Source organism: Aeromicrobium sp. NPDC092404, assembly GCF_040684095.1.
Lineage (GTDB): Bacteria > Actinomycetota > Actinomycetes > Propionibacteriales > Nocardioidaceae > Aeromicrobium.
On sequence record NZ_JBFBFI010000002.1, the window covers coordinates 957,995 to 979,144 of the forward strand.

The 21,150-nt window shown below is 70.9% G+C and carries 20 protein-coding genes; 14 read left to right on the forward strand and 6 right to left on the reverse strand.

Going from position 1 to position 21,150, the window contains the following annotated elements; all coding sequences use genetic code 11:
• Positions 1-55 precede the first annotated feature (55 nt).
• From AB0N22_RS15285 to AB0N22_RS15305, 5 genes are read left to right on the forward strand one after another with little or no spacing between them, the layout of a single operon-like run.
• A complete protein-coding gene (locus tag AB0N22_RS15285; RefSeq protein WP_364641946.1) occupies positions 56-799 on the forward strand; it encodes an FCD domain-containing protein in 744 nt (247 codons plus the stop codon).
• Between the two features lie 28 nt (positions 800-827).
• Positions 828-2,207 (forward strand): glutamine synthetase family protein, encoded by a 1,380-nt coding sequence (locus AB0N22_RS15290; RefSeq protein WP_364641949.1) that lies wholly within the window; start codon positions 828-830, stop codon positions 2,205-2,207.
• A 29-nt stretch (positions 2,208-2,236) separates the two neighbouring features.
• Positions 2,237-3,598, forward strand: coding sequence for an aldehyde dehydrogenase family protein (locus AB0N22_RS15295; protein ID WP_364641952.1), 1,362 nt, complete (start codon positions 2,237-2,239; stop codon positions 3,596-3,598).
• A gap of 36 nt (positions 3,599-3,634) precedes the next feature.
• On the forward strand, positions 3,635-4,402 hold the full coding sequence (locus tag AB0N22_RS15300) for a 3-oxoacyl-ACP reductase (protein WP_364641955.1): 768 nt from the start codon (positions 3,635-3,637) through the stop codon (positions 4,400-4,402).
• Position 4,403: 1 nt separating this feature from the next.
• Positions 4,404-5,117 carry a gamma-glutamyl-gamma-aminobutyrate hydrolase family protein gene (locus AB0N22_RS15305; protein ID WP_364641958.1) on the forward strand — a complete coding sequence of 238 codons (714 nt, stop codon included), beginning with the start codon at positions 4,404-4,406 and terminating at the stop codon, positions 5,115-5,117.
• Here AB0N22_RS15305 and AB0N22_RS15310 read toward each other — a convergent pair.
• Positions 5,086-5,952 carry an SDR family oxidoreductase gene (locus tag AB0N22_RS15310; protein ID WP_364641961.1) on the reverse strand — a complete coding sequence of 289 codons (867 nt, stop codon included), beginning with the start codon at positions 5,950-5,952 and terminating at the stop codon, positions 5,086-5,088. The two genes, AB0N22_RS15305 and AB0N22_RS15310, sit on opposite strands and share 32 nt — an antisense overlap.
• An 82-nt stretch (positions 5,953-6,034) precedes the next feature.
• Here AB0N22_RS15310 and AB0N22_RS15315 point away from each other — a divergent pair, with 82 nt between their 5' ends.
• The 4 genes from AB0N22_RS15315 to AB0N22_RS15330 all read left to right on the forward strand — a co-directional run bounded on the left by AB0N22_RS15315 (position 6,035) and on the right by AB0N22_RS15330 (position 9,317).
• The gene (locus AB0N22_RS15315; protein ID WP_364641964.1) at positions 6,035-6,880 is read left to right on the forward strand and encodes an exonuclease domain-containing protein; all 846 of its coding nucleotides are present in this window, start codon (positions 6,035-6,037) and stop codon (positions 6,878-6,880) included.
• Between the two features lie 36 nt (positions 6,881-6,916).
• A complete protein-coding gene (locus AB0N22_RS15320; RefSeq protein WP_364641967.1) occupies positions 6,917-7,147 on the forward strand; it encodes a hypothetical protein in 231 nt (76 codons plus the stop codon).
• The gene (locus AB0N22_RS15325; RefSeq protein WP_364641970.1) at positions 7,144-7,638 is read left to right on the forward strand and encodes a pyridoxamine 5'-phosphate oxidase family protein; all 495 of its coding nucleotides are present in this window, start codon (positions 7,144-7,146) and stop codon (positions 7,636-7,638) included. Before AB0N22_RS15320 ends, AB0N22_RS15325 begins: the two co-directional genes overlap by 4 nt.
• A gap of 116 nt (positions 7,639-7,754) precedes the next feature.
• Positions 7,755-9,317: a glycosyltransferase family 61 protein gene (locus AB0N22_RS15330; protein ID WP_364642774.1), complete on the forward strand. Its 1,563-nt coding sequence runs from the start codon at positions 7,755-7,757 to the stop codon at positions 9,315-9,317.
• A gap of 2 nt (positions 9,318-9,319) precedes the next feature.
• Here AB0N22_RS15330 and AB0N22_RS15335 read toward each other — a convergent pair whose 3' ends face one another.
• The 4 genes from AB0N22_RS15335 to AB0N22_RS15350 are packed head-to-tail and all read right to left on the reverse strand — an operon-like array spanning position 9,320 to position 14,301.
• Positions 9,320-11,971, reverse strand: a complete 2,652-nt coding sequence (locus tag AB0N22_RS15335) for a DEAD/DEAH box helicase family protein (RefSeq protein ID WP_364641973.1) — start codon at positions 11,969-11,971, stop codon at positions 9,320-9,322.
• 2 nt (positions 11,972-11,973) lie between these two features.
• Complete coding sequence (locus AB0N22_RS15340; protein WP_364641976.1) at positions 11,974-12,813, reverse strand: alpha/beta hydrolase; 840 nt, start codon at positions 12,811-12,813, stop codon at positions 11,974-11,976.
• Positions 12,814-12,830: 17 nt separating this feature from the next.
• On the reverse strand, positions 12,831-13,592 hold the full coding sequence (locus AB0N22_RS15345) for a lysophospholipid acyltransferase family protein (RefSeq protein ID WP_364641979.1): 762 nt from the start codon (positions 13,590-13,592) through the stop codon (positions 12,831-12,833).
• Positions 13,593-13,602: 10 nt separating this feature from the next.
• Positions 13,603-14,301, reverse strand: a complete 699-nt coding sequence (locus tag AB0N22_RS15350; protein WP_364641982.1) for a lysoplasmalogenase — start codon at positions 14,299-14,301, stop codon at positions 13,603-13,605.
• A gap of 49 nt (positions 14,302-14,350) precedes the next feature.
• On the opposite strand from AB0N22_RS15350, the gene AB0N22_RS15355 reads away from it, so the two are divergent.
• On the forward strand, positions 14,351-15,451 hold the full coding sequence (locus AB0N22_RS15355; protein WP_364641985.1) for an ionic transporter y4hA: 1,101 nt from the start codon (positions 14,351-14,353) through the stop codon (positions 15,449-15,451).
• On the opposite strand, the gene AB0N22_RS15360 is transcribed toward AB0N22_RS15355, so the two are convergent.
• Positions 15,448-16,749, reverse strand: coding sequence for a cation:proton antiporter (locus AB0N22_RS15360; RefSeq protein WP_364641988.1), 1,302 nt, complete (start codon positions 16,747-16,749; stop codon positions 15,448-15,450). The two genes, AB0N22_RS15355 and AB0N22_RS15360, sit on opposite strands and share 4 nt — an antisense overlap.
• Before the next feature lie 87 nt (positions 16,750-16,836).
• Between AB0N22_RS15360 and mmuM the strand changes: the two genes are divergently transcribed.
• The 4 genes from mmuM to AB0N22_RS15380 all read left to right on the forward strand — a co-directional run bounded on the left by mmuM (position 16,837) and on the right by AB0N22_RS15380 (position 21,106).
• Entirely contained in the window at positions 16,837-17,706 is an 870-nt protein-coding gene (gene mmuM, locus AB0N22_RS15365) for a homocysteine S-methyltransferase (RefSeq protein ID WP_364642777.1), read from the forward strand.
• A gap of 43 nt (positions 17,707-17,749) precedes the next feature.
• Complete coding sequence (locus AB0N22_RS15370; protein WP_364641991.1) at positions 17,750-18,157, forward strand: VOC family protein; 408 nt, start codon at positions 17,750-17,752, stop codon at positions 18,155-18,157.
• Positions 18,157-19,782 (forward strand): amidohydrolase, encoded by a 1,626-nt coding sequence (locus tag AB0N22_RS15375; protein WP_364641994.1) that lies wholly within the window; start codon positions 18,157-18,159, stop codon positions 19,780-19,782. Before AB0N22_RS15370 ends, AB0N22_RS15375 begins: the two co-directional genes overlap by 1 nt.
• A 328-nt stretch (positions 19,783-20,110) precedes the next feature.
• A complete protein-coding gene (locus AB0N22_RS15380) occupies positions 20,111-21,106 on the forward strand; it encodes an ABC transporter substrate-binding protein (RefSeq protein WP_364641997.1) in 996 nt (331 codons plus the stop codon).
• Positions 21,107-21,150 lie beyond the last annotated feature (44 nt).

Here is a 21,150-nt window from a genome sequence, read left to right on the forward strand (position 1 = left end):
TCGCCGGGCCGATAAGGTTCGATATCAGACCTTATGGTGGGCGATCGGAGGCGGCATGACGGCAGCACCCGACGACGCCGTCGCGGACCCGCAGGACGACCTCGCCGCGGCCGTGCTCAGGCCCTTGCGCGCGCACCACGCGTTCGAGTCGTGCGTCGAGATGCTGGCGACCTCGATCCGGCTCGGCATCTATCCCGACGGGACCACGTTGCCGCCCGAGCGTGAGCTCGCGGAGCGCATGAGCGTGTCGCGGTCGACCTTGCGCGAGGCCATCGGCGCGCTCCGCGACGCAGGCCTCCTCACCACGCGCCGGGGACGGGGTGGCGGCAGCGTCGTCGACTTCCGCCCCGAGGAGCCCGGCGCCTCGGTCCAGCTCGAGCGACCGCGCGACGAGCTGCTCGACGCGTTGGCGTTCCGCCGCATCGTCGAGCCGGGTGCCGCGCACGAGGCCGCGCAGCGGACCCTGACCCTGGCCCAGGCCGAGATGCTCCGGGGCTCGCTCGACCGGGTCAGCACCGCCTCGAGCAACGCGGTGCACCGTCAGGCCGACTCGCAGTTCCACCTCGCGATCGCGTCGCTGACCGACTCGCCGATGCTGATCGACGCCGTGACGAACGTGCAGATCCGCCTGCACGAGATGCTCGGCGCGATCCCCGTGCTGGACCGCAACATCGACCACTCGCGCCAGCAGCACGCCGCGATCGCCGAGGCGATCCTCGCCGGCGACGCCGCCAAGGCGCGACGGGTCATGGAGAGCCACTGCGACGACACGGCAGCCCTGCTCCGGGGGCTCATGTGAACCTGCCCACGACGAGAGGTACGAGTCGATGACCCAGCGACACCCCAACCTGCTGAGCCTCGAGCAGCTGCGCGTGCAGATCGAGGAGGGCGAGGTCGACACCGTCGTCGTCGCCTTCACCGACATGCAGGGCCGCCTCCAGGGCAAGCGCCTGCACGGCCAGTACTTCCTCGACTTCGTCGTCGAGCAGGGGACCGAGGGCTGCAACTACCTCCTGAGCGTCGACGTCGACATGAACACGGTCGACGGCTACGAGATGTCGTCGTGGGACAAGGGCTACGGCGACATGGAGTTCGCCCTCGACTTCGACACGATCCGCCGCCTCACGCACCTGCCCGCGACGGTCATGATCCAGTGCGACCTGGTGTGGCTCGACCACCAGCCGGTCGTCCAGTCGCCGCGCACGATCCTCAAGGCGCAGCTGGCCAAGGCCGCCGACGCGGGGTTCACGGCGCTGGCCGGCACGGAGCTCGAGTTCATCGTCTTCGACACGACCTACGAGCAGGCGTGGTCGAGCGGCTACAGCGACCTGACGCCGGCCAACCAGTACAACATCGACTACTCGATCATCGGCACGACGCGGGTCGAGCCCCTGCTGCGCGACATCCGCAACTCGATGTACGCCGCGGGCATGAACGTCGAGGGTGCCAAGGGGGAGTGCAACTTCGGCCAGCACGAGATCGGCTTCCTCTACGACGAGGCGCTCGTGACCGCCGACAACCACGCGGTCTACAAGACCGCCGCCAAGGAGATCGCGTCGGCGCACGGCCAGGCGCTGACCTTCATGGCGAAGTACAACGAGCGCGAGGGCAACTCGTGCCACATCCACCTCTCGCTGCGCACGACCGACGGCGGCCTCGCGTTCTGGGACGACGAGCTGGACGACGGACGGGGTGGCCGCACGCCGACGTACGACCGGTTCATCGCCGGGATCCTCGCGACGATGCGCGACTTCACGCTGCTGTACGCGCCCAACATCAACTCCTACAAGCGGTTCGCCGGCGGCTCGTTCGCACCGACGACCGTCGCGTGGGGTCTCGACAACCGCACCTGCGCGTTGCGCCTGGTGGGCCACGGCCCGTCGGCGCGGCTCGAGAACCGGGTGCCGGGTGGCGACACCAACCCCTACCTCTCGCTGGCCGCCATGGTCGCCGGAGGCCTGTACGGCATCGAGCACGAGCTGGAGCTGGAGCCGGAGCAGACGGGCAACGCGTACGCCTCGGACAAGCCCAAGGTTCCCACCACTCTGCGCGAGGCGCGTGAGGCGTGGGCCGGCTCGGCGATCGCGCGCGAGGTCTTCGGCGACGACGTCGTCAACCACTACACCAACATGGCCGACGTCGAGCTCGCCGCGTTCGACGCCGCCGTGACCGACTGGGAGCTGCGCCGCGGCTTCGAGCGGCTCTAGGAACCACGTACCGAGACGAAGGAACCGAAGTGAGCAACACGTACACCGTCGTGAACCCGGCGACAGAGCAGCCGGTCGTCGAGGTCGAGATGGCGGACCTCGCCGCGACCGACGCGGCGATCGCGCGAGCCGCTGAGGCGTTCCCGCGCTGGCGCGACGTCGCGCCCGGCGAGAAGGCCCGGTTGCTGCGCCGGTTCGCCCAGCTGGTCGACGAGCACGTCGACGAGCTCGCCGAGCTGGAGGTGCGCAACTCGGGCCACACCTGGGGCAACGCGACCTGGGAGGCCGGCAACGTCCGGGACGTCCTCAACTACTACTCCGCCGCGCCGGAGCGGCTGACCGGGCACCAGATCCCGGTTGCCGGTGGCATCGACGTCACGTTCCACGAGCCGCTCGGCGTCGTCGGGATCATCGTCCCGTGGAACTTCCCGATGCCGATCGCCGGCTGGGGCTTCGCGCCCGCCCTCGCAGCCGGCAACACCGTCGTGCTCAAGCCCGCGGAGCTGACCCCGCTGACCGCGATCCGCCTCGGTGAGCTCGGTCGGGAGGCCGGGCTGCCGGAGGGGGTCTTCACGGTCGTCCCCGGCAAGGGCTCGGTCGTCGGTGAACGGTTCGTCACGCACCCCGCCGTGCGCAAGGTGTGCTTCACCGGGTCGACCGAGGTGGGCAAGAAGATCATGGCCGGCTGCGCGGACCAGGTGAAGCGGGTGACGCTCGAGCTCGGCGGCAAGAGCGCCAACATCGTGTTCGCCGACGCCGATCTCGCCAAGGCCGCAGCGGCCGCGCCCTCCGCGGTGTTCGACAACGCCGGGCAGGACTGCTGCGCGCGGTCGCGAATCCTGGTCGAGCGTTCGGCGTACGACGAGTTCGTGTCGCTGCTGGAGCCGGCGGTGCGTGGCGTCAAGGTGCTCGACCCGTCGGACCGCACGAGCGAGATGGGACCCCTGATCTCGGCCGGGCAGCGCGACACCGTCAAGGGCTTCGTCGACGAGGTCGACGTGGCGTTCGCGGGCTCGGCCCCGGACGGTCCGGGCTTCTGGTTCGCGCCCACCGTCGTGCTCGCCGACGACCCGCAGCAGCGGATCTGGCGCGACGAGGTGTTCGGGCCCGTCGTCGCGGTGATGCCGTTCGACGACGAGGCGCAGGCCGTGCAGCTAGCCAACGACACCGAGTTCGGCCTGTCGGGCTCGATCTACACCCGCGACGTCGGGCGGGCGCTGCGCGTCTCCCGCGCCGTCGAGTCGGGCGCCCTGAGCGTCAACTCGCACTCGTCGGTCCGCTACTGGACGCCGTTCGGCGGGTTCAAGCAGTCCGGCATCGGCCGAGAGCTGGGCCCGGACGCCCCGCACTCGTTCACCGACGTCAAGAACGTCTTCATCTCCCACGACTAGCCACGTCTGGCAACGACACGAACGAAAGCAGGAATCATGGCAGGACGCATCGCAGGCCGCACCGCCGTCGTGACGGGCGGGTGCTCGGGCATCGGCCTGGCGACCGTGCGGCGGTTCGCCGAGGAGGGCGCGAACGTCGTCATCGGCGACCTCGACGACACCAAGGGCCCGACCGTCGCGGACGAGGTCGGCGGCACCTACGTGCACGTCGACGTCACCGACAAGGCCCAGGTCGACACCCTGTTCAAGACCGCCAAGGACACGTACGGCTCGGTCGACATCGCGTTCAACAACGCCGGCATCTCGCCACCCGAGGACGACTCGATCCTCGACACCGACCTCGAGGCCTGGAAGCGCGTGCAGGACGTCAACCTGACGAGCGTCTACCTGTGCTGCAAGGCTGCGCTGCCCTACATGCTCGAGCAGGGCAAGGGCTCGATCATCAACACCGCGTCCTTCGTGGCGGTGATGGGCGCCGCGACGTCGCAGATCTCGTACTCGGCGTCCAAGGGCGGCGTGCTCTCGATGTCGCGCGAGCTCGGCGTGCAGTTCGCCCGCGAGGGCGTGCGGGTCAACGCCCTGTGCCCCGGCCCCGTCAACACCCCGCTCCTGCAGGAGCTGTTCGCGAGCGACCCCGAGCGTGCCGAGCGCCGGCTGGTGCACGTGCCGCTCGGGCGGTTCGCCGAGCCGGAGGAGATGGCCAACGCCGTGCTGTTCCTGGCATCGGACGAGTCGAGCTTCATGACGGCGTCCACGTTCCTCGTCGACGGCGGCATCTCCGGGGCCTACGTCACGCCGGTGTGACGTGAAGCCGCTGATCGGGGTCACGACCTACCGCGAGCAGTCGCGGTGGGGGATCTGGCACGAGCAGGCCGACGTGCTGCACGCGGTCTACTCACGGTCGATCGAGGCGGCGGGCGGGGTCGCGGTGCTGCTGCCGCCAGGTGACCCCAGCGGCGCGGCGTCGGTCGCGGCACGGATCGACGGGCTGGTCGTGGCGGGCGGCGCCGACGTCGACCCGAGCCGGTACGCGGCGCAGCCCCACGAGCGTACGGCCGGGTGGCGCGAGGACCGCGACGCGTGGGAGCTCGCGATGCTCGACGCGGCCGCAGCGGCTGACCTGCCGGTGCTGGGCATCTGCCGGGGCATGCAGGTCATGGCGGTGCACGCCGGAGGTGTCCTCGAGCAGCACGTGCCGGATGTCGCCGGGCACGAGGAGCACTCACCGGGCGGCGCCGAGTTCGGGGTCATCGACGTCGATGTCGTGCCGGGTACGCTGCTGGGCCGCGCCGTCGGCGACAAGGGCTCGGTGCACTGCCACCACCACCAGGCCGTGCGCGAGCACCCCGGGTTCATCGCCTCCGCGCACGCGGCCGACGGTGTGCTGGAGGCCATGGAGGACCCGTCTCGACCGTTCTGGCTCGCGGTGCAGTGGCATCCCGAGCGCATCGAGGACGCCGGCCTGTTCCGGGCCCTGGTGCGGGCGGCTACGCGTCCTCGGCCGCGCGGGCCTGGGTGAGGATGCGCGTGATGCGGCGGTTGAGCTGGCGCATGACGAGGTGGTAGATCCACGGCGCGTACCTCTGTGCGTACCACCCGGCGCGGATGTCGGCGGAGGTGAAGACGAGGTGACGCCCCTTCTCCACCCCGCGGATCATCGACGCGGCCGCGCTCTCGGGACTGACGGCGTGCTTCTGGAAGGCGCCGATGTTGCGGGCGACGACCGGGTTGTCGCGGTCGATCCCCACGATGGTGACCGTGCCCACGAGCGGGGTGTCGACCGCGCCGGGGCAGACCAGCGTGACGCCGATGCCGTGCTGGGCGAGATCGAACCGCAGCACCTCGCTGACACCTCGCAGGCCGAACTTCGCGGCGCTGTACGGCGCGTGCAGCGGCAGGCCGAACAGCCCGGCCGCGGACGAGACGTTGACGACGTGGCCGCCGTTGCCGGTCGCGATCATCGCGGGGACGAACGCCGACATGACGTGGATCGGGCCCATCAGGTCGACCTCGACGCAGTCCCGCCAGTGCCGGGGCTCGAGGTCCTGGATGCGGCCCCACGTGGAGATGCCGGCGACGTTCATGATGATGTCGACCCGGCCCGCTCGGCTCGTCGCGCGTCCGGCGAACGCCGTCACGGCGTCCTCGGAGGTGATGTCGAACGCCTCGTGGTGCAGGACCGTGCCGCCGGCCGTGCTCACGAGGGCGACGGTCTCGTCCAGCCCGGCGTCGTTGACGTCGGTGAGAAGCACGCGCGCCCCCTTGGCCGCAGCCAGCAGTGCGGCGGCGCGACCGATGCCGCTGCCGGCCCCGGTGATGACGACGGCCTTGCCGTCGAAGCTCGTCCTCGGCATGTCGCCTCCTAGAAGTGGGACGATCGTACCGGTTTCGTGTCGTGGAGGCCCGCTGTCCGCTCCGACACCTACCGTGAACCCCATGAGAGCCAACAAGTACGCCGGACGGTGCTCCGAGTGCGAGGTCACCGTCGAGATCGCGGCGGGGCGGCTCATCGGCTTCCCGGGTCGTTGGCGCACGATCTGTGTCGGCTGCTCACCCACGCCGCCGCCTCGCGGCGAGCACCCCGGCTGGCACCACGTCCCGCTGGCGTCCCTCGACTTCGAGACGACCGGCATCGACCCGCTGACCGACCGGGTGCTCAGCTACGCGCTGCTCGATGACCGTGGCCACGACTTCTCCGGCCTGGTCAACCCCGGCGTGCCGATCCCCGAGGCCTCCGCCGCGGTGCACGGCCTCACCGCCGAGGCGCTGGCCGGCGCGCCTGCGCCTGTCGACGCGTTGGCCGAGGTCATCGCCTGGGTGCAGGACCTGGTCGAGCGCGGCGTCGGGCTCGTCGTGTTCAACGCCGCCTACGACCTGACGATGCTGCGCGCCGAGGCGACGCGGTGGGGCCTCGACCAGCCTGACTGGGAGCGCCTGCTCGTGGTCGACCCCTACGTCATCGACTGGGGCATCGAGCGCGGGGGCCTCGGGCCTCGGCGACTCGCCGATGTCGCCGCCTACTACGACGTCCCGCTCGACAACGCGCACGACGCGACCGCCGATGCGCGCGCGGCGCGCGAGATCGCCTACGAGATCGGCCGGCGGCACCCGTCGGTCGCGGCCGGTGACCTCGAGAGCCTGATGCTGCGCCAGATCGTGTGGTTCGCGGGTCGGGCCGAGGACTGGAACCACTACGCCCGCACGGTCGACCGCCCGCTGGACGACCCGGCGGGCTGGCCGCTGGCCCGGCCGGTCACCCTGCCCAACACCCAGATCGCCTGACGCGTAGGTCGTCGCGTCTGGGGTACGTCCCCGCACATGACTGAGACAGACACCCCAGACAACCCACAGCTCGAGGCCGTGCAGCTGGTCGTGGACCGGGTCTCCTCCTGGCAGGACGGCGCGACCGAGGGCACGGTGGCCGAGGAGCTTCGCAAGGGCTTCGACGAGGTCGGCGTGGAGGTCGAGCCCGACGAGGTCGAGAAGCTCGCCGACGCGATCCAGAACGAGCACGGCGACGTCGACGCCGGCCAGGTGCTCGGCTGGTGAGCGCAGACACCCACGAAGAGCAGCTGAGCAAGCTCGCGGACCTCACCAGGGAGTCACGGTTCGTGATGCTGACGACCACGGATGCCGAGGGCCATCTCGTCAGCCGTCCGATGGCGCGACAGGAGGTCGACCTCAGTGCCGACCTCTGGTTCATCGCGACCCGCGACTCCCGCAAGGTCGAGCACATCCGCGCCGACCCCGCCGTCAACGTGACCGTGACGTCAGGCAGCTCGTGGGTCTCGATCGCCGGGCGGGGCGAGGTCGTCGACGACACCGCGAAGCTCAAGGAGCTGTGGTCGACGTTCGCCGAGGCCTGGCTGCCCGAGGGTCCCGAGGATCCCAACGCGATCCTGATCCACGTCGATGCCGAGACCGCGCAGTACTGGGACAACCCCGGTGGCCGCGTGGCCAGCCTCGTGAGCCTCGCCAAGTCCAAGGTGACCGGCAAGCCCTACGACGGCGGCGACTCGGGAGTCGTGACCGACCTCTGAACCCGGGTCGGGTGACCCGCTCGTCCTAGACTCCGAGGGTGACCTTGAGGAGCCGGATCGCTCGTGCGGTGCGGCGGCGACGACTGAGCCGAGCCCTGGCGAGGTCCGACCAGTTGGTGGAGGCAATCGGTCCGAGCACCGGGCCGATCGTCGTCCTTCTCGACCGGCCGAACCCGGGCTTCGTGGAGGCCTTGGAGCGACGCCTGTCGACCATCGTCCACGCGATCAAGGTCGACGGCTCCGTCGATCCGGTCCTGACGAGGCTGCGGTCGCTGCCGCGCCCGGCCGCGATCGTCGACGCGACCTGCGCCGGCAACCGCGTCCGGCTGTTCCGCCAGACCGTCTTCGCGCTGCGTGACGGCGCACCGTACGTCGTCGTGGCGCCCCCGCGCACCTGGGCCGAGGACGTGCGTCGTGCCACTGCGCCACGATCCGAGTCGGTCGGTGCTGCGCGCCGACGCGCGGAGCTGGCGGACTCGATCGTCCTGGACAGGAGGGACGGCCGCCTCGCCGTCGTCCACAAGCGGGGAACCCATCACGTCACGCTCCGGCACGCCGTCGTCGGCCAGGTGCTGGAGGAGCGGTTCGGCGCGGACTGGGGCGAGGTCGTCGCCCACCACGAGGCGTACGAGTACGAGTCGCGCGCGACGCTCGTGATGCATGGCGAGCCGGCGGCTCGCGACAAGCCGACCACGATCTCGGTGCCGGCGCTCTCGGTGCGCCGCTACACCGACGTCACGTGCCACGTCCGAGAGGTCGTGACCCGCGACAACCTCGTGCTGCCCGACTCGTTCCGCCACTGGCAGGCCGGCCGGCTGTTCCACAAGCGGATCGTCCCCGCCACCGCCTGCTACGGCCGGCTGGAAGACCCGATGCAGCAGGCCGGCGTGCGCCGCGAGGCGGGGGAGTTCTTCTCGTTCGACTCGGCGTTCCCGACGCACTACGGACACCTGACGAGCGAGACGCTCTCGAAGCACTGGGGCTGGCGGATCGCGCGCGAGCGCAACCCGGACCTGCGTGTCGTCATGACGCACCAGCCCGGCAAGGACCGGCTGCCGTCGTGGAAGGCCGAGATCCTGGGCGCCCTCGGGGTGCGGCTCGACGACGTCGCGTGGGTGACGCAGCACGAGTCCGTGCGGGTCGAGTCCCTCGTCGCCGCCATGCCGCAGCTGGAGAACCCGCACTACGCCGATCGCGGCCTGGTCGACACGTGGGAAGCCTTGCGCGACGGCCTCGGCGCGGATCCGTCGCCGGACGAGCGCCCGGAGAAGATCTTCGTGTCGCGCCGCACCCGCAGCCAGCGCTGGTGCCTCAACACCCCCGAGGTCGAGGCGTTCATGGCGGGCCAAGGCTTCACCGTGCTGGACCCGGAGGACCTGCCGTATGCCGAGCAGGCCCACATCTTCCGTGCCGCCAAGGTTGTCGCGGGGTTCGCCGGGAGCGCCCTGTACACGATGATGCTCAATCCCGATGCGCGGATCGTCGTGCTCTCGAGTCGCGGCTACGTCTCGGGCACTGAGTACCTCTTCGCCTCCGCAGCCGGCCACGAGCTCCACTACTTCTGGGCGCCGCCGATCGTCGACCAGCCGGAGGGCGGGTTCGCCGTCGAGGCCTACCGGTCGGACTTCGAGTTTCCCCTCGACGAGCACCGGGCCGAGCTGGTCAAGGCGCTGGCCTGACCTCACGACCAGGCCGAGCGCAGCACCGTGACGAGGTCGAGCGGGGCGGTGCCGTTGCTGGCCGACAGTGCGACCACGCCCTCCGGGCTGTGGGCGTAGACCGCGGCAGATCGCGAGACCCAGCGCGACCAGGCGCGATCGAACTGGCGGACGAGCTTGCCGTGCGCCCCGAAGACCGTCGGCACGGCATGCCAGACGGTGGCATCGGGCCGCAGCCGCCCGACGAGCACTCGCCAGCCGTCCAGCCACGTGGGCGTGCCGTGGACGAGGCGTGCGACGACGTAGCGAGGGGAGCGCACGGGCCCCAGCAGCTCGTCGAGCGACTCGACGAACAGCTGCGAGGTGGGCTCGTCGACCTCGCGCAGCCGCAGGCGGTACTCACCGCTCGGGTCGATCGTGGCCTCGACGTGGTCCGCCCCGACCGGTGACAAGCCGGCGACGTGCAGCGCGTCCGCGACGACGCAGGCGTACGCCATGGTCCCCGGCTCGTGCGCCGCTGCCCGGGCCGCAGTCCACGGTGCCCCCCGCGCAGACCGACCGGGCCGCGTTGCGACCGGTCCGTGGGGGCTCGGCACGAACGCCGGCGGTTCCATCGGGACGTGGCCGTCCGGCGCGACCCGCGGGCGCTCGACACGTGACGGCTTCACGCGAAGCGTGTGCACGAGGATGTCGTCGTACGGCGTGCCGACGGCCCAGCGGCTGCGCACGGCGTCGCGCTCGCCGGCGCGCTCGAGCATGTGGGCGTCGATCGCGTCGAAGGACTCCGCCGGGGGCGGGGCGAACGGCGAGAACAGGGCATCGATGTGCGCGACTCCGTAGACGACCTCACCGAGGTCGTCCACGCCGAAGAATCCCTGGTGCTTGCGGACCAGCCGCTGCCAGTCGCCGTCGCCGCGCGGATGGTCCGGCGCGACGTACGTGACGGACCAGGTGATGGCGACCTTGTCGGGCCACTCGGGGTCGAGGCGAAGTGCCCGGCCGCGCGTTTGCACGACGGCGCTCGTCGTGGTGGCCGTGGTGAGGTCGACCAGGCTGTTCAGGCCCTTGGCGTCCCAGCCCTCGCCCAGCAGCGCCCGCGTGCCGATCAGCACCTGGCTGCCGCCGCTCTCGAAGAACCGGGTCACGATCCGCACCCAGTCGCGGCTGACCCATGGCCCGGCGATCGACACGATCCGATCGGGGCCGATCGCGTCGTCGAGCGGTTCGAGGGTGAGCGCGTCGGCGAGAGTCGGATCGGTCGTGCGCACGAGGTCGACGACCCGCTGTGCCACCTCCGGCGTGGCAGCGACCGTGCGCCCTGTCACGAGCACCGGACGCAGCGCTCGTGTCACGGCGGAGTCGACGAGGTGGCGCAGCGTCTGGCGCGCCGAACCGGACCGCTGCGGGGCGGGTCGCAGGCCGGTCGGGGTCGTCGCGGCGGCCATCTCGTGGTCGCACAGCACCAACGAGCGGAGCCGGTCGCCGAGATGGGCGTGCTCGGCCTCGAGCACCTCCTGACAGCCGCGCATCTTGCTCTCGCTGCGAGCGATGACCCGGTCGACCGGCGACCGGCCACGCCGCACCCCCGTGCGGGTCAGCTGGTATCCGATCCCTGGCAGGGCTTCCCGCAGTGCCTCGAGGACCGCGACGTCGTCCGGCGCCTCCGACCTGCGCAGGCACTTCGTGACCCAGTCGTCGATCAGCGCGGCCCAGTCGTCCGCAGTCGGCTTCTGCCGGTGCTCCTCGCGCAGGCGCGCGCCCTCCGGCAGAGCCAGCAGCTCGGCGTGCACGAGGCGCAGCGCGGCGCGCGCGAGGTCGCGGTGGTCCCGCTCGAACCGGGCCCACGGCGTGGTGAGCTCCAGGAACCGGCGGTCGAACCAGACGAGGATCGGCGTCGACCCCAGCCTCGTGTCGACCAGGTCGGTCGTCAGCTGCACGAAGCGCATCGACTGGTCGCGCAGCCACTCGGCCTCCTCGGCCGTCGGCTGCGTCAACCAGGCCAGCTCGGCGAACGGGGCGAGATGTCCCTCGCGCACGGCGGCCGGGATCGAGGCGCTGAACACGATGTCGCCGAACAGCTCGTCGACCAGCTCCGCCTGCCGGGCGTCGAGCACGGTCGGCGGGGTCGCGGTCAACCCGATGACGGTGGCCTCCGGCAGGTCGGCGAGCACCTCCGCGAGGAGCCGGCCCCACACCTCGAGCAGGTGGTGGCACTCGTCGAGCACGATCGTGATCGGCCCGGCGGCACGCAGCGCGGCGACCAGCCGGCGACCGTTCTCGTGCAGTCGGTCCGTCAGCGGCTCCTCCGCACCGTCGGCGTCGTCGCCCGCGTCCGTACGCTCGAAGGTCGCGAGCGACTGGTACGTCAGCACCGTCACGGGCGCCTCGAGGTCCCGATCGGTCCCGGTCGCGACGGTGGCCGGCGTGAACCGTTGCCACGTGTCGCCCCACTGCGACTGGATCGCGGTGTTGGGCGCCAGCACGACCGCCGGCGTGCCCAGGCGGCGTACGAGCTCGAGCCCCAGCAGGGTCTTGCCGGTGCCCGGGGGCAGCGACACCCAGAGCCGCGTGCGGCCCTGCGCCGAGGCCTCGTCGATGGCCTCCAGCGCGCGGGCCTGCAGGGTCCGCAGGGCGAACGGAGCGGCCGTCCGCGCGAAGTCGTCGGCGAGCGACACGGTCAGGCCCCGACGCGCGCCAGGATCGCCCCGGCGAGCACCTCGGGATTCTGCTCCGGGATCCAGTGGCTGATGCCGGTGAGCTCCACGAACCGGAAGTCGGCGTCCACGAACTCCCCGCACCGCGCGGCCGCGGCCCGTCCGATGGCGGCGTCCTGGTCGCTCCACACGAAGGTCGTCGGCACGGTCACCGGCGGCAGCGAGCCGAGGTCCGAGCGCATGGCGCGGTACCAGCTCAGCGCGGCGGTCATGGCCCCCGGCGCCGAGAGCTGCGCGACATAGCTGTCGACCTGCGCCGGCCGCACGTGGCCCTCGTACATCGCTCGGAGCCGCCGGGCATCGTCCTCGAGCAGCAGGTCCTCGGCCTTGCCAGGCTGCCGGAGCAGCCCGATGTACGACGCCCGCTGCTGCTGGTCGGCGTCGCCCTTGAGCGCGGCACCGTACGCCGCGAGGTGCGGCACCGAGACCGCGGTCAGGGTGCGCAGCCGGTCGGGGTGCCGCGCTGCGGTGACCCACGAGACCGCCGCACCCCAGTCGTGGCCGACGAGGTGGAACGTGCCGATGCCGAGCGCGTCGGACAGGTCGACGACGTCGTCGGCGAGCCGGTCGGTCGTGTAGGCCTCGACGCCCACGGGCCGGGCACCGGGGGAGTAGCCGCGCTGGTCGGGGGCGATGACGCGGAGGCCGGCCGCCGCCAGCAGCGGAGCGACGCCCGACCAGGACGACGAGTTCTCCGGGAAGCCGTGCAGCAGGACGACCGGCTCGCCGTCCTCAGGACCCAGCAGGCGTACGTCGAGGACGAGGTCGCCGATGGTCACGGGGGTCTGCTCGTCGTACGTCATGGCGCTCCTCGGCTCGGTCACTCGAAGGCGTCGCCGATGCGGGCGACGGCCTCACGGTCGAGCACGGCCGCCCGCTCCGGGTCTGGTGCACTCCCACCGCGATCGTAGGGGAGCCACCAGCGGTCCTGGTCGTTGCGCGGCGCCGCGGGGTAGGTGTCGATCGCTTCGGCGAGCAGGGCGTCCATTGCTCGGCGCAGGCGCAGCGAGAGGGCGTCGACGGTCTCCCCGGCGGCCGACTGCAGCGGTTCGCCGACCATGATCGTGACCGGGATCCTGCGTCGCAGCGACCGGTGACCGTCGACGGTGTAGATCCGGTGGCCGCCCCACACGACGACCGGGACGAGCGGCACCTGCCGGTTGACGGCGAGCCCTGCGGCGCCGCGCTTGAACGGCTTGAGCAACCAGGACCGGCTGATCGTGGCCTCCGGAAAGACCCCGACCAGCTGTCCGTCGTCGAGCAGACGCAGGGCCTGTCGGTAGGCCCGGGCCCCCGACCTGCGGTCGACCGGGACGTGGTGCATCGCCCGCATGAGCGACCCCACGACCGGCAGCTCGAACACCGAGCGCTTCGCCATGAAGCGGATGTGTCGCTTGCGGGGCCGGGCGGCGTACCCGATGAACGTGAAGTCGAGGAAGCCGATGTGGTTGCCGGCCACGACCCCGGCGCCGGTGGCGGGCAGGTGCTCGACGCCGCGGACGTCGACGCGGTAGCCCATCAGTCGATAGAGCGCGCCGATGATCCTGACCACGGCCCGGTAGGTGACGTTAGATCCGGGCACGCGGCTCACCCTACTCGGGCAGGCGCGGCCAGCAGTCGGTGCGGATCGTGGGGTCGAACCTCGGACCGGCGGCGATCGTGCGCTTCTCGCGGCCGAGGATGCCGGTCGTGAGCAGCAGGATCGCGACGATGTAGAGCCCCATGATCGCCAGCCCGGTGCCGGCGGCCTCCTTGTCGATGCGGTCGGCCTCGCCCAGCGCGATGATGCCGTCCGAGACCAGGAAGCAGGCGCCGCCGATGCCGGCTCGCAGGTCGGTCGCGAGCGAGGTCGACGCCGTGCCGAGGAGCAGTGCGGCGTACACCGGGACGATCGGTCGCAGGCCGGGCTCGAGGCCGTCCCACGCCCACACGACCAAGCCGATCGCGGCGGCGACGTAGAGGACGAGGATCCAGGGCTTGGCGCGCAGCTGCTCGAGCGCGCCGCGGACCATGAAGAACCGGATGAAGCAGTAGTGGGCGGCCGCGAACGCCGCCATGCCCACGACGAACAGGTCGTCGCCGAGCTCGAGGAACAGGTCACCGAAGAAGCAGAAGACCAGAGCCGCGACGAGCAGCCGGGGCCCACGCTGCTCGACGACCCACCCCACGAGGAGTGGCGCGAGGAAGCACTTGGTGATGCTGTCCCACGGCGTGACGTCCGCAGCGTTGAGCCCGAGGTGCACGACCGCCACGACGCCGAACGCGATCAGCCACGGACTCCGGACAGCCATGCGAGCACCGTACCGGCTCGACCGACCGGCGATCTGAAAAGGTGGACGCATGACCACCCGGCTCGCGGCCCTGACCAGTCGATGGACGGCCGTCGTGCCGGTCCTCGCCCTGATCGTGTTCGCCCTGGCATGGCACCGGGACCTGCCCTGGCTGGCTGTCGTCGTGGTCTCGGCGTTCCTCGTCGGTGCCGTGCTCGCTGCCGTGCACCACGCGGAGGTCATCGCGCACCGGGTCGGTGAGCCGTACGGCTCGCTGGTCCTCGCCGTCGCCGTGACCATCATCGAGGTCGCGTTGATCGTCACGCTGGTGACGACCGGCGCCAAGGGCGGCGAGACCTTGGCTCGCGACACGGTGTTCGCCGCGATCATGATCACCTGCAACGGCATCGTCGGGATCTCGCTGCTCACGGCCACGCGTCGTGGGCAGGTGGCGCACTTCAACGCCGAGGGCACCGGAGCGGCACTTGCGACGGTGGGCACCGTCGCGACCCTGTGCCTTGTGCTCCCGACCTTCACGACCGGCAGGTCCGGGCCGGAGTTCACGCCGGGCCAGCTCGCGTTCGCCGCCGTGGCAGCGCTCGGCCTGTACGCGCTCTTCGTCGCGATGCAGACCGTGCGGCACCGGGACTACTTCCTGCCGACGCGGAGCGACGGCTCGCTGGTGCCGGAGGACGAGCACGCCTCACCGCCGTCGGCCCGCGCCGCGCTGACGAGCCTCGTCCTGCTGCTGGCCGCGTTGATCGCGGTCGTCGGCAACGCCAAGAACGTCTCGCCGTCGCTCGAGGACGGCGTCCGCAGTGCCGGGATGCCGCACACCGTCGTCGGCGTCGTGATCGCGTTGCTGGTGCTGTCACCGGAAGCCATCGCGGCCGTCCGCGCCGCCCGTCGCAAGCGGGTCCAGATCAGCCTCAACCTGGCGTACGGGTCGGCGATGGCCAGCATCGGGCTCACGATCCCGGTCATCGCGATCGCCCAGGTCTGGCTCGACGGGCCGCTCGTCCTGGGCCTCGGTTCGACCGAGCTGGTGCTGCTCAGCCTGACGATGGTGACGAGCGTGCTGACCGTCGTCCCGGGTCGCGCCACCGTGCTGCAGGGCGGGATCCACATCGCGATCCTCGGCTCGTTCCTGTTCCTCGCCGCGAGCCCCTAGGCGTCGTCCCGCTTCGCGTCGAGCCAGCGCATCGCCGGCGTGGCCGTGACGCCGTGGAGGATCACCGACAGCGTGATCGCCAGGCCGACGGTCGACCACAGCAGCGGCAGGTCGTCGAAGTCGGCGTGCCCGGCGGCGTACGCCAGGTAGAAGATCGAGCCGACCCCGCGGACGCCGAAGAATGCCGTGGCGGCGCGCTCGCGCCGGCCGAGGGTGTTGCCGCCGACCCGCAGGTCTCTCCGTCCGGCGAACAACGCGATCATTCCGGACACTGGGCGCACGACCAGGAGCAGCAGCACCGCGACCACGACGGCCTGCCAGGTCAGGCCGGCCAGCAAGCCGTTCGTCAGGGCGACGCCCAGCAGCAGCAGCACGATCAGCGTCAGCAGCCGTTCGAGCCGCTCCACCACGTCGTGCATCAGCGCGTGGTAGTCGTGCCCGCGCTCGGCCGACCGCATCGTCATGGCGCAGGCGAACACGGCCAGGAACCCGTAGCCGTGCGCGACCTCGGTCACCCCGTACGCCAGCAGCACCGCGGCGAGAGCCAGCAGCGGCTCACCGGAGTCGGCCGCGCGCAACGATGGACGGTTCGAGCGGAACGCGACCTTCGCCAGGACCCAGCCGACCGCCGTGCCGAGCACGGCCCCGACGACGACCTTGCCCACCAGGTCCCAGGCGAACCAGTGCACGCCCCACTCGGTGACCGGTCCCGTCCCGGCCAGGAGGATCGCGGCATAGACGAATGGGAACGCGAGCCCGTCGTTGAGCCCCGCCTCGGACGTCAGGGCGAACCGGACCTCGTCGTCCTCATCGATCTCGTCCTCGTCGGCCTCGGTCGTGGTCGGTCCCTCGACCTGGACGTCCGACGCCAGGACCGGGTCGGTCGGGGCGAGCGCGGCGCCCAGCAGGAGCGCCGTCGCGGGAGCCAGCCCCATGACCCACCAGCCCAGCAGCGCGACGCCCGCGATCGTCAGCGGCATCGCGATGGCGAGCAGGCGCCACGTCGCGCCCCAGCGCCGCCACGTCGTGAACGACCGGAAGCTGAGCGGGCGGTCGAGTGCCAGGCCGACACCCATCAGCGCGACCAGCACCGTGAACTCGGCGAGGTGCTCGACGAACACGCGCTGCTCGATGGGTGAGAACGTCGCGTCGTCGATGCCGGGCAGCAGCCCGATCAGCGCTCCCAGACCGAGCAGGACGACCGGCGGCGAGAGTGCCGCCGTGCGCAAGGCGTACGGCAGGACGACCGCGATGAGCAGTGCCGTCCCTCCGAGGAGGTAGACGAGATCGGCCGTCATGTCCCCTCCCTCAGGTCGTCGAGCCGGTGTCCGAGGCTACGTCGAACCGGGCGCATCGGCACCTCGAGCGGTGAGCGATCCGCCGACCTGAGCCAGACTGGAGACATGATCATCGACGGCGGCCTGTCCAACGCGCTCGAGGAGCGGGGGCACGACCTGACGTCCGAGCTCTGGACGGCCGAGCTCCTGCGGGACGCCCCGCACGAGATCGCCGCGGTGCACCGGGCGTACTTCGACGCCGGCGCCCAGGTCGCCACGACCGCGAGCTATCAGGCGAGCGTCCCGGGGTTCGTCCGCGCCGGGATGTCGGAGGCGGAGGCCGAGGCGCTGATCCGGCTCAGCGTCGCCGTCGCGCGTGACGTCCGCGACGAGGGCGCGGACCGCCTGGTCGCTGCATCGGTCGGTCCGTACGGTGCCGTGCTCGCCGACGGCTCGGAGTACTCCGGTCGCTACGGGCTGACGGCGACGGAGCTGTACGACTTCCACCGCCCGCGGCTCGAGCTGCTCGCGACCGAGCAGCCCGACCTGTTCGCCGTCGAGACCATCCCGGACCTCGACGAGGCCACCGTGCTCGCCGGCCTGCTCGAGGAGATCGGCATCCCGGCCTGGCTCTCGTTCACGATCGAGGGCGACACCACCCGGGCGGGGCAGCCCCTCGCCGACGCGTTCGCCGTCGTGGCCGAGACCGAGGCCGTGGTCGCCGCGGGCGTCAACTGCTGCGATCCCGTGGACGTCCTCGGTGCCGTGCGCACGGCACATGAGGTGACCGGCAAGCCGGCAGTCGCCTATCCCAACAGCGGACAGACGTGGGACAGCGCGAGCCACACCTGGCACGGACAGGCCTCCTACGACCTGACGCTCGTGCCGGCCTGGCTCGAGGCCGGTGTCGAGCACGTCGGAGGGTGCTGCCGCATCGGGCCGGCCGACATCCGTGCCCTCGCCACGAGCCTGGCCTGACGACACGTCGCCGCAGTCCCCGACCTGTGGTCAGATGGAGGGCATGACGAGCCGGATCTCGCACACCACGATCGACTGTCGTGACGCGCATGCCCAGTCGGTGTGGTGGGCCGAGGTGCTGGGCATGCAGGAGGACCCCCGCGACCCCAACGAGCCGGGCCACGAGGAGTGCATGATCTTCTCCCGAGACGGCCGCTCCCGGCTCCTGTTCATCGAGGTGCCGGAGTCCAAGCAGGTCAAGAACCGGATCCACTTCGACCTCCGGGCCACCGACCGCACGCAGCAGCAGGAGATCGATCGCGTGCTGGCGATGGGCGCGACCGAGGTGGCCGACCTGCGCACCCCGCAGGGACTCGGCTGGATGGTCCTGGCCGACCCCGAGGGCAACGAGTTCTGCATCCTGCGCAGCGACCTGGAGATCCCGGACTACCACTCGCACCTCATCACCTGATGCCGGAGCTGCTCCTCACGAACGTCCACGTGTACGGCGACGGGTCCTGGCGCGAGGGTGTCGACTCGATCGCGGTCCGCGACGGGGTCGTGGTCGGTCTGGGGACGCACGGCGAGGTCGTCGGGTTGGTGCCGTCGGCCGAGGTGGTGGACCTGGCCGGTGCCTGGGTGCTCCCCGGCTTCCAGGACGCGCACGTCCACCCGGTCCAGGCGGGGCTCGAGATGAACGCCTGCGACCTGACGGCTGCGGAGGACCTCGACGGCTGCCTCGCCGCCATCGCGGCGTACACCCAGGCCGTGCCCGGTGACGGCTGGGTCGTCGGAGGGGGTTGGTCGATGCACGCCTTCCCCGGCGGTGTGCCGACGGCGGCAAGCCTGGACCGGATCGTGCCCGACCGGCCCGTGTTCCTGCCCAACCGCGACCACCACAGCGCCTGGGTCAACACCACGGCCCTCGAGCTGGCCGGCATCACCGCTGCGACGCCCGACCCGGCCGACGGCCGCATCGAGCGGGACGACCGTGGCGAGCCCACCGGCGCGTTGCACGAAGGAGCCATGGGGCTCGTCGGCAGGCTGGTGCCGCCGCCCACGGGTGCCGACATCGCCGGAGCCCTGCAGACGGCCCAGGCCTACCTGCACTCCCGCGGCATCACGGCCTGGCAGGACGCCCTGGTCGGCGACGGCCTCGGCATGCCGGACTCGCTCGACACCTACCTCGCGGCTCAGCAGGACGGGACGCTGACGGCTACGGTCGTCGGGGCGCTGTGGTGGGACCGGGACCGCGGCGAGGAGCAGATCGCCGAGCTCGTCGAGCGCCGGGCCCGTGCCAGAGCGGCGGGGCTCGACGCCGGCAGCGTCAAGATCATGCAGGACGGCGTGTGCGAGACGTTTACGGCCGCCGTCGTCGAGGCCTACCTCGGGCCCGACGGGCAGTCCACCGGCAATCACGGGCTGTCGTTCATCGAGCCGGCCGATCTCGCTCGCTACGTCCAGCAGCTCGACGCCGAGGACTTCCAGGTGCACGTCCACGCCCTGGGCGACCGCGCGGTCCGCGACAGCCTCGACGCGATCGAGCACGCCATCGCGGTCAACGGCCGCCGCGGCAACCGCCACCACCTGGCCCACATCCAGATCGTCCGCGACGAGGACGTGCCGCGTTTCGCGGAGCTCGACGTGACGGCCAACGCGCAGCCGTTGTGGGCCTGCCTCGACGACCAGATGACCGATCTCACGCTGCCGTTCCTCAGCACCGGCGCGCGCGAGCGGCAGTACGTCTTCCGGTCGCTCGTCGACGCAGGGGCACGTCTGGCGTTCGGCAGTGACTGGCCCGTGTCCGCGCCGGACCCGCTGCACGGCATCCACGTCGCGGTCAATCGCGTGGCACCGGGCGAGGACGCCGACCCGCTCCTCCCGGAGCAGTGCCTGACCGTCACGGAGGCGATCGACGCCTACACCCGGGGGAGTGCCTTCGTGAACCGGCGGGAGGCGGCCGGGACGATCGAGGTCGGCGGCCCGGCCGATCTGGCCGTCATCGATGCCGACATCCTGGCGATCGATCCCCGTGCCATCGCGACCATCCGCGTGACCCGCACGTACGCTCGCGGCCGTTCGGTGCATGTCACCTGATTCGCATCGGAATTCCCTGAAACCACGGTGATTCCAGACAATTGTGCTAGGTGAGACCACAAATTGTTCACGCTCACATTCGGGATGGGCCGGCAGAGAACGACACGAAAATTTCTTGGGACATTCGCTTGACGCCAGAGTTGTGAGCGTTAACAATTCAACGCAGGGTTCGCGTGGTCCACGTCACACAGTGGGTTGCCAGGCCCTGACGGGGGCCGAATCTCAACCCGAGACCAGGCCCCGAGGATGCAAGCGGAGGTCCGCCCGCAGGTGTCCAGGCTCTCCCGAAGTCGAGCGACTTGGGGTGTCTCATCCCGATGGAGGAAAAGTGTTCAAGAAACTCATCACCGTGGGCGCGGGCGTCGTGCTCGCCAGCGGTCTGGCTGCCTGTGGCAGCAGCGACGACGGAAACGGCGGCGGCTCGGGGGGCTCCGACGACATCACCATGGGCTTCGCCCAGGTCGGTGCCGAGAGTGGCTGGCGGACGGCCAACACCAAGTCGATCCAGGCCTCGGCCAAGGAAGCCGGCATCGACCTCAAGTTCTCCGATGCGCAGCAGAAGCAGGAGAACCAGATCAAGGCCATCCGCTCGTACATCCAGCAGAAGGTCGACGTCATCGCGTTCAGCCCCGTCGTCGAGACCGGCTGGGACACGGTCCTGCAAGAGGCCAAGCGCGCCAAGATTCCCGTGATCCTGACCGACCGCGCCGTCGACTCCGACGACACGTCGCTCTACAAGACGTTCCTCGGGTCCGACTTCGTGCTCGAGGGCGAGAAGGCCGGTCAGTGGGTCGTCGACAACGCCGACGAGAACGACGTCAACAAGGACGGCAAGATCAACGTCGTCGAGATCCAGGGCACCACGGGCGCCGCGCCCGCGATCGACCGCAAGAAGGGCTTCGAGGACAAGATCGCAGCGGACTCGAAGATCAAGGTCGTCGCCTCGCAGACGGGTGACTTCACCCGTGACGGCGGCAAGAAGGTCATGGAGGCGTTCCTGAAGTCGCAGAAGGACATCGACGTCGTGTACGCCCACAACGACGACGAGGGCCTGGGCGCCATCGAGGCGATCGAGGCGGCCGGCATGAAGCCGGGCGTGGACATCAAGATCGTCACGGTCGACGCGGTCAAGGACGGCATGACGGCGCTCTCCGAGGGCAAGATCAACTACATCGTCGAGTGCAACCCGCTCCTCGGCCCGCAGCTGATGGACCTGGCCAAGAAGGTCGTCGCCGGCGAAGAGGTCCCGCCGCGCGTCGAGACCAAGGAAGGCGCGTTCGACCAGGAGCAGGCCAAGGCCGTCCTGGCAGACCGTCAGTACTGAGCAGCACCACGAACGGGGGCCCTGCGTCCGCAGGACGCAGGGCC

Bases quoted from the DNA above. Each gene is read 5' to 3' on its own strand.
- AB0N22_RS15315 (WP_364641964.1), top strand. From the start codon at position 6,035: ATGAGAGCCAACAAGTACGCCGGACGGTGCTCCGAGTGCGAGGTCACC.
- AB0N22_RS15350 (WP_364641982.1), bottom strand. From the start codon at position 14,301: ATGGCTGTCCGGAGTCCGTGGCTGATCGCGTTCGGCGTCGTGGCGGTC.
- AB0N22_RS15320 (WP_364641967.1), top strand. From the start codon at position 6,917: ATGACTGAGACAGACACCCCAGACAACCCACAGCTCGAGGCCGTGCAG.
- AB0N22_RS15375 (WP_364641994.1), top strand. From the start codon at position 18,157: ATGCCGGAGCTGCTCCTCACGAACGTCCACGTGTACGGCGACGGGTCC.
- AB0N22_RS15370 (WP_364641991.1), top strand. From the start codon at position 17,750: ATGACGAGCCGGATCTCGCACACCACGATCGACTGTCGTGACGCGCAT.
- AB0N22_RS15340 (WP_364641976.1), bottom strand. From the start codon at position 12,813: ATGACGTACGACGAGCAGACCCCCGTGACCATCGGCGACCTCGTCCTC.
- AB0N22_RS15300 (WP_364641955.1), top strand. From the start codon at position 3,635: ATGGCAGGACGCATCGCAGGCCGCACCGCCGTCGTGACGGGCGGGTGC.
- AB0N22_RS15285 (WP_364641946.1), top strand. From the start codon at position 56: ATGACGGCAGCACCCGACGACGCCGTCGCGGACCCGCAGGACGACCTC.
- AB0N22_RS15355 (WP_364641985.1), top strand. From the start codon at position 14,351: ATGACCACCCGGCTCGCGGCCCTGACCAGTCGATGGACGGCCGTCGTG.
- AB0N22_RS15290 (WP_364641949.1), top strand. From the start codon at position 828: ATGACCCAGCGACACCCCAACCTGCTGAGCCTCGAGCAGCTGCGCGTG.
- AB0N22_RS15360 (WP_364641988.1), bottom strand. From the start codon at position 16,749: ATGACGGCCGATCTCGTCTACCTCCTCGGAGGGACGGCACTGCTCATC.
- AB0N22_RS15310 (WP_364641961.1), bottom strand. From the start codon at position 5,952: ATGCCGAGGACGAGCTTCGACGGCAAGGCCGTCGTCATCACCGGGGCC.